This is a genomic window from Enorma sp. (genome assembly GCF_982429025.1).
The window spans coordinates 1-8,677 of sequence record NZ_CEWCAA010000068.1 but is presented as its reverse complement, the minus strand read 5'-3'; the positions used below and the strand labels follow the sequence as shown (position 1 = coordinate 8,677).

Annotated in this window: 10 protein-coding genes; 2 read left to right on the top strand and 8 right to left on the bottom strand. The window is 62.1% G+C overall.

The genetic code is table 11. The features are described 5' to 3' along the window. The 5 genes from AC1VS5_RS09070 to AC1VS5_RS09050 form a co-directional block, all read right to left on the bottom strand. The coding region (locus tag AC1VS5_RS09070) for a sulfatase (RefSeq protein WP_481218415.1) at nucleotides 1–1,422 on the bottom strand (1,422 nt) is incomplete at its 3' end. 146 nt (nucleotides 1,423–1,568) lie between these two features. Then, on the bottom strand, nucleotides 1,569–2,396 hold the full coding sequence (locus AC1VS5_RS09065; protein ID WP_144688164.1) for a PTS system mannose/fructose/sorbose family transporter subunit IID: 828 nt from the start codon (nucleotides 2,394–2,396) through the stop codon (nucleotides 1,569–1,571). Next, nucleotides 2,396–3,208: a PTS mannose/fructose/sorbose/N-acetylgalactosamine transporter subunit IIC gene (locus AC1VS5_RS09060; protein WP_144688163.1), complete on the bottom strand. Its 813-nt coding sequence runs from the start codon at nucleotides 3,206–3,208 to the stop codon at nucleotides 2,396–2,398. Before AC1VS5_RS09060 ends, AC1VS5_RS09065 begins: the two co-directional genes overlap by 1 nt. A gap of 91 nt (nucleotides 3,209–3,299) precedes the next feature. Then, the gene (locus tag AC1VS5_RS09055) at nucleotides 3,300–3,779 is read right to left on the bottom strand and encodes a PTS sugar transporter subunit IIB (protein WP_144688162.1); all 480 of its coding nucleotides are present in this window, start codon (nucleotides 3,777–3,779) and stop codon (nucleotides 3,300–3,302) included. A gap of 15 nt (nucleotides 3,780–3,794) precedes the next feature. Further along, entirely contained in the window at nucleotides 3,795–4,223 is a 429-nt protein-coding gene (locus AC1VS5_RS09050; protein ID WP_329739714.1) for a PTS sugar transporter subunit IIA, read from the bottom strand. Between the two features lie 342 nt (nucleotides 4,224–4,565). On the opposite strand from AC1VS5_RS09050, the gene AC1VS5_RS09045 reads away from it, so the two are divergent. Next, the gene (locus tag AC1VS5_RS09045) at nucleotides 4,566–5,324 is read left to right on the top strand and encodes a DeoR/GlpR family DNA-binding transcription regulator (protein ID WP_276766339.1); all 759 of its coding nucleotides are present in this window, start codon (nucleotides 4,566–4,568) and stop codon (nucleotides 5,322–5,324) included. Between the two features lie 201 nt (nucleotides 5,325–5,525). Here the strand turns inward: AC1VS5_RS09045 and lacB are convergent, their stop codons facing one another. The 3 genes from lacB to AC1VS5_RS09030 form a co-directional block, all read right to left on the bottom strand. Continuing rightward, nucleotides 5,526–6,044, bottom strand: coding sequence for a galactose-6-phosphate isomerase subunit LacB (lacB, locus tag AC1VS5_RS09040; protein ID WP_144688159.1), 519 nt, complete (start codon nucleotides 6,042–6,044; stop codon nucleotides 5,526–5,528). A gap of 46 nt (nucleotides 6,045–6,090) precedes the next feature. Next, nucleotides 6,091–6,519 carry a galactose-6-phosphate isomerase subunit LacA gene (gene lacA / locus AC1VS5_RS09035; protein ID WP_144688158.1) on the bottom strand — a complete coding sequence of 143 codons (429 nt, stop codon included), beginning with the start codon at nucleotides 6,517–6,519 and terminating at the stop codon, nucleotides 6,091–6,093. A gap of 68 nt (nucleotides 6,520–6,587) precedes the next feature. After that, entirely contained in the window at nucleotides 6,588–7,358 is a 771-nt protein-coding gene (locus tag AC1VS5_RS09030; protein ID WP_481218414.1) for a DeoR/GlpR family DNA-binding transcription regulator, read from the bottom strand. Between the two features lie 253 nt (nucleotides 7,359–7,611). Here AC1VS5_RS09030 and AC1VS5_RS09025 point away from each other — a divergent pair, with 253 nt between their 5' ends. Continuing rightward, nucleotides 7,612–8,652, top strand: coding sequence for a radical SAM protein (locus AC1VS5_RS09025; RefSeq protein WP_481218413.1), 1,041 nt, complete (start codon nucleotides 7,612–7,614; stop codon nucleotides 8,650–8,652). Nucleotides 8,653–8,677 lie beyond the last annotated feature (25 nt).

Here is an 8,677-nt window from a genome sequence, read left to right as displayed (position 1 = left end):
GCGCTCTTCGGCCGCAGCGTCCTCGCCCACCAGGTTGTGGGTCTGGCCGTAATCCTCGGCAAGGTCGAAGAGGAGCGAGTCGTGCACCTCTTCCAGGCAGTCCTCGCGCTGGTCGATGTTCGCCGGCTTGCGACAGGGAATCTTGTAGACCGGGTAGTTGGTGCGCGCCAGGAATCGGCCGCACTCAATCTCGTCCGGGCACTCCGTACCCATCTTGTGGCGGATGGTATGCGGAATCGCCGCGTATTCGAAACAAGGCTGGTTGCCCGGCACCGGCGCGCGGAAATAGGTGTAGCGGCCATCGGTCACGTTCACCGTCATGGCGTGCACGCCGAAAAGCCCATAGTCGCGCGTAGGCGCCTCCGCATCTGTGACGAGCGGCATGAGCGATGCGCCGCAGACCTCGGGCGGCACGGGGCATCCATGCGCCTCGAGTACCGTGGGCATGATGTCGATAGCCTGCGTGAGCTGGCCGGCGCGCTCGCCTGCGCGCGCCCCGCCCGGGAAGTGCACGATAAACGGCAGGTGCGCGAGCTCGTTGTACAGGTGCATGTAGTTCTTGCCCAGGTAGTCGCGCTCACCGAGGAAGTAGCCGTGATCGGTGGTGACCAGAACCATGGTGTCCTCGTAGATGCCGCGCTCCTTGAGCTTATCAACGAGCGTGCCGAACCAGTGGTCCGTCATGGTGACGAGCGCCTTGTAGCGACGCTGCACATAGTCCACGGCAGAATCCGGGATGTCGGTGTCGCTCACACGCTTGTAGGGCGGGATCTCGAAGTAGTCGCGGTCGAGCCCGTCGCTACCACCGTAGAGCTCCATGTACGTGTTGGGCACGTCGAAGGGCTCATGCGGATCGAAGGCCTCCACCATGAGGAAGAAATCGTCGTCTTCGGCGTTCTCGTCGATGAAGTCGCACGCGGCGCGGAAGGTGCGCGGGCTCGGCATGTCCTCCTCGCGCGGCCAGCGGCCGCGGTTCTTCTGGTACTGCTCACGCACGCGGCCGTAGAAGGTCTCGGGCATGTTGTTCGGCTCGTCGATGCGGCTCACCCAGGGGTCGCCCTCCTGGCCGCGGAAGAGCTCCCAGGTGTTGAAGAGCTGCAGGTAGCCCTCGCCGCCGGTACGGGCGTAGTGACAGTGGTCCGTGGCGATGTGCGTGTAGGTGCCGCCGGCACGCAGGCCGTCCACCAAGGTCACGTCGAAGGGCTCGACGGGGCCCCAGGGCCGCTCCAAAAAGTTATAGCGGCCGCACATGATGTCGCGGCGGGCGGGCATGCACGGCGCCGAGCCGATCCAGTGGTTGTCAAAGACCACGGAATCCTGGGCGAAGGCGTCAAGACAAGGGGTCTGCGCTGCGCCCTCGGGGTTGTAGCATCCCAGTGCGTCGCGGCGCAAGGTGTCCATCAGGACGAGTACGGTTCTCATGCGGGTACCCTTCCTCGTGAAATGGGTATAAGGACTCATGTTCCACAAGATGCCAGGGATCGCGATGAAGCCCGGGCATGTTGGGAAACACGGGTGCCTGGACCCGCCGTGCGGCAAACCGACGGGTCCAGGCCGGCTTTGTTCGCTTACGCGAAGATCTTGATGCCCGTGTAGTAGCCGAAGGCGGCGAACACGAGCGCGAACACGATGAGGCCGATGATGACCTGGGCCGTGTTCTTACCGTTGCCCTTCTTGATGAGCTTGTAGCACACCAGGGTGAGGATCACCGGGAGCATGTAGGGCATGACGGCGTCAAGCTGGTTCTGGATGACCAGCGGGTCGCCCTCTTCGAAGGCGAACTGCAGGCCGGTGGTGAGCTTGACCGTCTGCGGGATGAGGCAGCCCACGACGATGACTCCGAGGACGTTGGCCAGGTTGCCTAGGCGCTCGATGAGGGCCAGGCCGCCCTTCTCGATGAGCTCCATACCCTTGCTGTAACCCATGTGCACACCGAAGTACTTCATGGGCCAGTACAGCAGGTTGATGAGCAGGAACATCACGATGGGGCCGATGAGCGAACCGTTGTCCACGCAGAGCGAAGCACCGATGGAGCCCGCGATGGGATACCAGGTGAGGTTGAGCATGGAGTCGCCCAGGCCGGCGAAGGGACCCATAAGCGAGGTCTTGACGCCGGTGACGGCATCCTTGTGGTCCTCGTCCGTGCTCTCCTCGAGAGCGGCGCAGATGCCGAGGATCAGCGGGATCGCCAGCGGATGCGTGTTGAAGTACTCAAGATAGCGCTTGAGTGCGGTGACGCGCTCCTCCTTGGGACGGTCCTTGTAGAGCTCCTCGAGCACGGGCGAGAAGCAGTAGGTGAGCGAGAGCGACTGCATACGCTCGTAGTTGTGCGCAAACTGGCAGCCCTGGGTGCGCAGCAGAACCTTGTTCAGGGCATGCTTGCTAACGTGAGCCATTACAGATCATACTCCTCTCCATCATCGTCGCCTGCAGCGGTGGCGATGGCCGGAGCGGCCTGCGCGCCCTTCTGGCCCTCGATGACGAGGTCATAGAAGCCAGCGATGGCGGCGGCGAGGATCGCGCAACCGAGCGTCGGGATGCCCATGTAGGCGTTCAGGACGAAGCCAATGAGCAGGAAGATCCACATGTTCTTCTTCATCATCATGGTGAGCAGCATGGCGAGGCCCACGGCGGGCATCATGCCACCGGCCGTGCTGAAGCCGGACAGCACCCACGGCACATCGTTCTGCAGGAAGGCCATAATGCCCTCGATGACGTAGGAACCAATACCGGTGGCGATGAACACCGGCACGGCACGCGTCAGGAAGAAGCAGATGGCGCCGCCCCAGAAGTACTTGTTGATGGAGCTGAACTTACCGGACTCCGCAGCCTTATCGGCTCCGTGCAGGAAGGTCACGTTGGTGGTCATGACCAGGATGTTGAGCTGCTGCACCAGGGTGGCGGTGGGCACGCCGATGGCGACGGCAAGCGCCGTAGCCTCGGTCACGCTACCGCCGGACATGATGCCCAGCGAGGCACCCACGATGGTGCCGGAGATGACATCGGGCGGAACGTACGCGCCGATGTTGTTGACGCCGAGCCACATGAGCTCCATGGTGGCGCCGATGATGATGGCAGTCGTCATGTCGCCCAAGATGAGGCCGACGCCCACCGAGGCCAGAAGCGGCTTGCGGAAACCGAGATGGGGTCCCAGCTGATCCCACTCGCACAGGCCGGCCCACAGGGCAAGGAGCAGTGCTTGAAGCATTCCTTTTCCTCCTTTTCCGTTTCTATCTTTGCCTCCCGCTTGCGCGGTCGGCGTTGCCGCTGAACTGAAGCTCCGGATGAACCGGAGACGCCTACTGGACCTTGGCGAGCAGGTCCATCACGCGCGCCTTCTCGTCGCGCGTGGTCGGCTGCATCCACAGCTCGACGCCCATCGCGTCGAGTTCCTTGAACGCCTCACGCTCTTCGGGCGTGACGGACATGTTCTTGTGGACGCGGGTGCGCTGGTCGTTGAAGCGCATGCCGGAGACGTTGAGATAATCGAAATCGAGCCCGTTCTTACGAAGCTTGAGGGCGTCGATGGGGTTGCCCACGATGACGAGGGTGGTCTTCTTGAGGGTGGTCTTCGTGAGCACGTCGATGAACTTGTCGACGGTGAAGACGGAAACCTTGATACCGGGAGCGGCGAGGCCAGCGACCGAGCGCTGCACGGGGTCGTTCGCACACTCGTCGTTGGCGATGATGACCGATTCGATACCCAGATCGGGAATCCACGTGCTGGCGATCTGGCCGTGGATCAGGCGATCATCGATGTCGATAAGCTTGAGTGCCATGGTTGTTGCTCCTTCCTAGAGGTCGAGGTCGTCCTCGTCCTCTGCTGCTAACTCCACTTTGATTTCCTGGACCGACGTCGCGGCCTGCTCGGCGACATGAGCGCGCACCTCGTCGGGCGTGAGGTCGCCCGAGAACAGGAGGTCGATCACGATGGGCAGGTTCACGCCAGTGAACGCGGTGAGCTGCTTGCCCGAGAGCTTGGCGCGCGACGTCACGTTGAACGGCGTGCCGCCGTAGATGTCGCACAGCACCACCACGTGGTCGTATGCTGCGGCAAGCTCGTCATAGGCCTCATTGAACTCGGCTTCGAACTGGGCGACGCTCTTGTTCTCCGTCAGCGCGAGCGCACGGGCGCGCTCCTGCTTGCCAGCGAGCATCTCGGCACCCTCGAGCAGTGCGCAGCCAATCTGCGCATGCGTCGCGAGGATCACACCAAACGACATCTCGGTCCTCCAACCACATCGATTTGCCCGGCACGGCGCTTCATCCTGCCTGCTGGGCCCTCCCCTAGCCATCCTGACAAACTTGTACCTACAGATGTTCTTATTCGTTCGTTTCTGAACATTGCTGAGTCGGATAGCGAACACTGTGCTGCATGCATCTCGTTCTACATTATGCGAGATAAACCAAGGTGTTCAGCACGCTGATATGATAGCAAGAGTTGCGACAGTTTGTGCTGAAGTGTGAAAATTTTTCCGTTCAGCGACAAATACTGACCGTCTGCGAGATTTATTGTTTTCTTTTGTTCTTTCATGTTATTTTTAAGCTGGCGAAGGGAGGCCGAAATGCTCAAAGTTCAGCGCCAGGAAGAACTCGTCCGCTTATGCAACACCACGGGACTCCTCACGGTCAACGAGGCCGCGGAGATTCTGGGCACCTCGCCCATGACCATTCGCCGCGATATGGAGGAGCTAGCGAAGGACGGGCGCATCGAGCGCGTGCGTGGCGGCGCCCGAAGCATCGTGCCGATGGCGCAGGCGGCGCGCGAGTACCCGCACGAGAAGAAGCGCTCACAGCACTCCTCCGAGAAGCAGCATATCGCCCAGATCGCCGCCGGCCTCATCAACGAGGGCGACGCCGTGTTCCTGGGCGCCGGTACGACCTGCGAGCTCATCACCCAATACCTGGGCGAGAAATCCCTCAGCGTGGTGACGAACAGCCTGTCCGCCTTTGAGCTGCTGAAGAGCAACCCCAACATCGAGCTCTACCTGCTGGGCGGACTTTATCGCCCCAAGACGAGCGTGCTGTACGGACACCTCACTGAGGAAGCCCTCTCGTCACTCAGCGTGGACAAGGTGTTCTTCGGCGTGAACGGCATCTGCGCTCCGGACGTGATGGGCCACAACGTGGACATCTCCAACCTGCAGCGCATGGCGCTCGATAAGGGCCGTAAGCGCTACATCCTGGCCGACTCCTCGAAGTTCTTCCGGCGCGACCTCTTCACCTTCTACAGCCTGGAGCAGATCGATGCCGTAATCACCGATCCTGGCATCACCCCCGAGCAGCGCGCCGCCTGCGAGGAATACACGCAGGTCATGTGCTAGCGCAGGAATGCTGGCACCGGCCCGCGAGGAAAGGCGATCGGCCCGCTCCCCTATTTCCGCTAACAAGAAGCCGCCCGTCTGCTGCTATGCGGACGGGCGGCTCTTTGCTTCGCCGACTGGATGCGTGGCGGGCTCCCCCGGGCACGGCTGTCGCAGGAACTGGGCGGCAGGGCGCGTTACAGGTTTCCGCTGGAGCACGTGCTAGTCGTGGTACTCCCCGCGGTCCCACTTCTCCAGGAACTCGTCGAAGAAGTGCGGGTCGGCCTGCGCCTCGGGATCGGCCTGGTTCACGGCGTCGAGCTTGGCGACGAGGGCGTCGTGCTCGGGCGTGGGCTCATACGAGGCATTGATAAAGGCGAGCATGGTGTCAGCCATAAGGAACTCGCCGGTGATCTTGCCGCCGAATCCGACGACGTTGGCGTTGAGCACGCGACGGGCATAGAGCGCGCTCGTCATGTCACGGACGAGGGCGCAGCGGGCACCGGGCACCTTGTTGACGGCGTTGGTGATGCCGATACCGGTGCCGCAGAGCACCACACCCAGGTCGGCGCGGCCGCTCGCCACGGCCTCGCCCACGGCCTTACCGTAGATGGGGTAATGGGTTCGCGTGTGGCTGTACGGGCCGAGGTCCAGCACGGTGTGGCCGGCCTCCTCGAGGCGGTCGTGCAGATAGGTCTTCTCATCGGTCACGATGTGGTCGCAGCCCAGTGCGATGATCATAGTTCCCTCCTTGGGATTCAAGCAGACAGGGTGCCTGCGGGCGGTCTTAGGCCATCTTGTTGAGCATGTCCACGCGGATCTGGTGGCGTCCGGCGGCATAATCCGCCGCCAAAAACTCGTCCACGATGCGCAGGGCAAGCTCGGGGCCGACCACCTTGGGGCCCATGCAGACCATACGGGCGTTGTTGTGCTCGCGCGTCATGTAAGCGCTGCGCTCGTCGGAGATATTCGCGGCGACCATGCCCTTCACGCGCGTGGCGGCCATGTAGCTGCCCACGCCGTAGCCGTCGAAGGCAAAGCCCTGGGAGCCATCGTGCTCCAGCAGGTCATGCGCCACCGCGGTCGCGGAATCGACGAAGTCCGCGGCGGGCTCGGGGCTCAGGTCCACGACCTCGTGCCCCAGCTCGACCAGATGGGCGGCCACGAGCTCTTTGAGCTCCATGCCTGCGGCATCGGATCCAAGTACAACCCTCATGCTCGTTCCTTTCTCCTTGATGCGGGCTATTCCCGCTATCTCCTGCGCTTGCGCGCTGGTCCACAGAGTTATCGCTCGACGCGCGTATACTGCTCGAGCTCGAAGCGCTGCTCGCCGGTCAGTGCAGCATCGGTGAAGATCGCGTCGATATTACCGAGGTCGAAGAAGCCGTAGAAGTCGCGGCGCCCCACCTTGCTGGAATCGGCGAGCAGATAGCGCTCGTTGGCCTTCCCGAAAACCAGGCGCTGGAAACGCCCCTCTTCGGCGTTGGAAGTGAAGATGGAGCCGTCGGTCACGCCGTTCGCGCCGATGAACGCCTTATCAATACCGAGCGATGCAATGGCGTCTTCGGCCATAGGGCCGACGAAGGCATGGGTCCGGCTCCGGTACGTGCCGCCCACAAGGCACAGGTCGCATCCCTCGCGCTGCTCGAGCAGGCTAAATACTGCCAAGCTGTTGGTGACGATGCGGAAGGGAACCTCGGGCAGCGCGGACACCATCTGCTCGATGGTGGTGCCGGCGCCGAGGAAGACCGTGTCACGCGGTTCGATAAGCGCCGCGGCGCGACGAGCGATATCGCGCTTCTCCGCGGCATGGAGGCGCGCCTTCTCCCCATGGGTGAATTCGCGTTCCACCAGCGTGCCATGCGTCGCGGCGGTATGGCGCAGGCGTGCTCCGCCGTGGACGCGCTCGACCACGCCGCGCACGGCAAGCTCCTCGAAGTCGCGACGGACCGTCATCTCGGACACCGCGAGCTGCTCGGCAACCGACCGCACCGATGCGGTGTGTTCATCACCCAGCAACTCTAGGATGCGTTCCTGGCGCTCTGCCTTGAGCATAGGGCTCCCTCCTCCGCGCATGCACCGCTCTACTACGTAGGGTATGTTTGAATCTGTTTGATTTTGGCACTATATGTTATAGTACATCATAATCGCACAATATCAAACAGATTACTTGTTATATTTTGAGCGATACACACGCCGTACGCTGCCTTAGACGGTGTACCATCGTAAGAGTTACCGAGCGACCATATCGGGGGCGGCCGTGAAGCATATTGGGTTCCTTATCAAACCTGCGTCAGCATCGTGCAACATGCGTTGCCGGTACTGCTTTTACGCCGATGTGGCTGAGCACAGGTCCGTGCCGTCGCACGGCGTCATGGGTGAAGACGTCATGGATGCGCTCATCGACCGCGCGCTTGCCGTGGGCGCCGATGCGAGCGTGACCTTCGCTTTTCAGGGCGGCGAGCCTACGCTTGCAGGCCTGGAGTTCTTCCAGCACTTCACAGATCTTGTTGAAAGCAAACGCAACCAGCAGCAAATCCATTACGCCATCCAGACCAACGGCTACCTCGTGGACGATGCCTGGGCGGAGTTCTTCCACGAGCATCGGTTCCTGGTGGGGATCTCGCTCGACGGCGACCGCGAGCTGCATGACTGGCTCCGGCCGGATGCTCAGGGAGCGGGCACCTACCGGCGCGTGATGGATGCCATCGGTTTGCTTAGGACCCATCAGGTCGAGTTCAACGTACTCACCGTGCTCACCGGGCAGCTCGCCCGGCATCCGCAGCGCCTGTACCGCTTCTACCGCAGTAACCATCTGGACTATGTTCAGCTCATCCCCTGCCTGCCGGGCCTGGACGATAACGTTGACGAGTTCTCGCTCACGCCCGAGGCGTTCGCGTCGTTCTATAAGACCTTCTTCCGGATGTGGGTCGAAGACTTCAGGCGCGGCAATCGATTCTCGGTAACGCTCTTCGACAACGTCATCCCCCTCTTCGCCGGCATTCCGCCGCAGCAATGCGGCATGCTGGGACGCTGTGCCCCTCAGTTCGTGGTCGAGAGCTCGGGCGACGTATATCCATGCGACTTCTACGTACTCGACCGCTACCGGTTGGGTAACGTGCTCTCTGACAGCCTTGAGCAGATGGCGACGAGCAACACGCTGCACGCCTTCCTCGCCGAGCCTCGGCGCGCCTGCGCCGCGTGCGTCGACTGCCCCTTCGAGCGCATCTGCCACCGCAACTGCAAGCGGCTCAACATCGCCTACTATCGCGAGGATTACTGTGGCTACCGCGATTTCCTTGAATACGCTGCGCCGCAGATGGCCGCTATCGCGCGTACGCTTCGTTAGGCAGCCCGATCGTACGCATCTAACT

Bases quoted from the DNA above. Each gene is read 5' to 3' on its own strand.
- AC1VS5_RS09065 (WP_144688164.1), bottom strand. From the start codon at position 2,396: ATGGCTCACGTTAGCAAGCATGCCCTGAACAAGGTTCTGCTGCGCACC.
- AC1VS5_RS09060 (WP_144688163.1), bottom strand. From the start codon at position 3,208: ATGCTTCAAGCACTGCTCCTTGCCCTGTGGGCCGGCCTGTGCGAGTGG.
- AC1VS5_RS09055 (WP_144688162.1), bottom strand. From the start codon at position 3,779: ATGGCACTCAAGCTTATCGACATCGATGATCGCCTGATCCACGGCCAG.
- AC1VS5_RS09050 (WP_329739714.1), bottom strand. From the start codon at position 4,223: ATGTCGTTTGGTGTGATCCTCGCGACGCATGCGCAGATTGGCTGCGCA.
- AC1VS5_RS09045 (WP_276766339.1), top strand. From the start codon at position 4,566: ATGCTCAAAGTTCAGCGCCAGGAAGAACTCGTCCGCTTATGCAACACC.
- lacB (WP_144688159.1), bottom strand. From the start codon at position 6,044: ATGATCATCGCACTGGGCTGCGACCACATCGTGACCGATGAGAAGACC.
- lacA (WP_144688158.1), bottom strand. From the start codon at position 6,519: ATGAGGGTTGTACTTGGATCCGATGCCGCAGGCATGGAGCTCAAAGAG.
- AC1VS5_RS09030 (WP_481218414.1), bottom strand. From the start codon at position 7,358: ATGCTCAAGGCAGAGCGCCAGGAACGCATCCTAGAGTTGCTGGGTGAT.
- AC1VS5_RS09025 (WP_481218413.1), top strand. From the start codon at position 7,612: ATGCGTTGCCGGTACTGCTTTTACGCCGATGTGGCTGAGCACAGGTCC.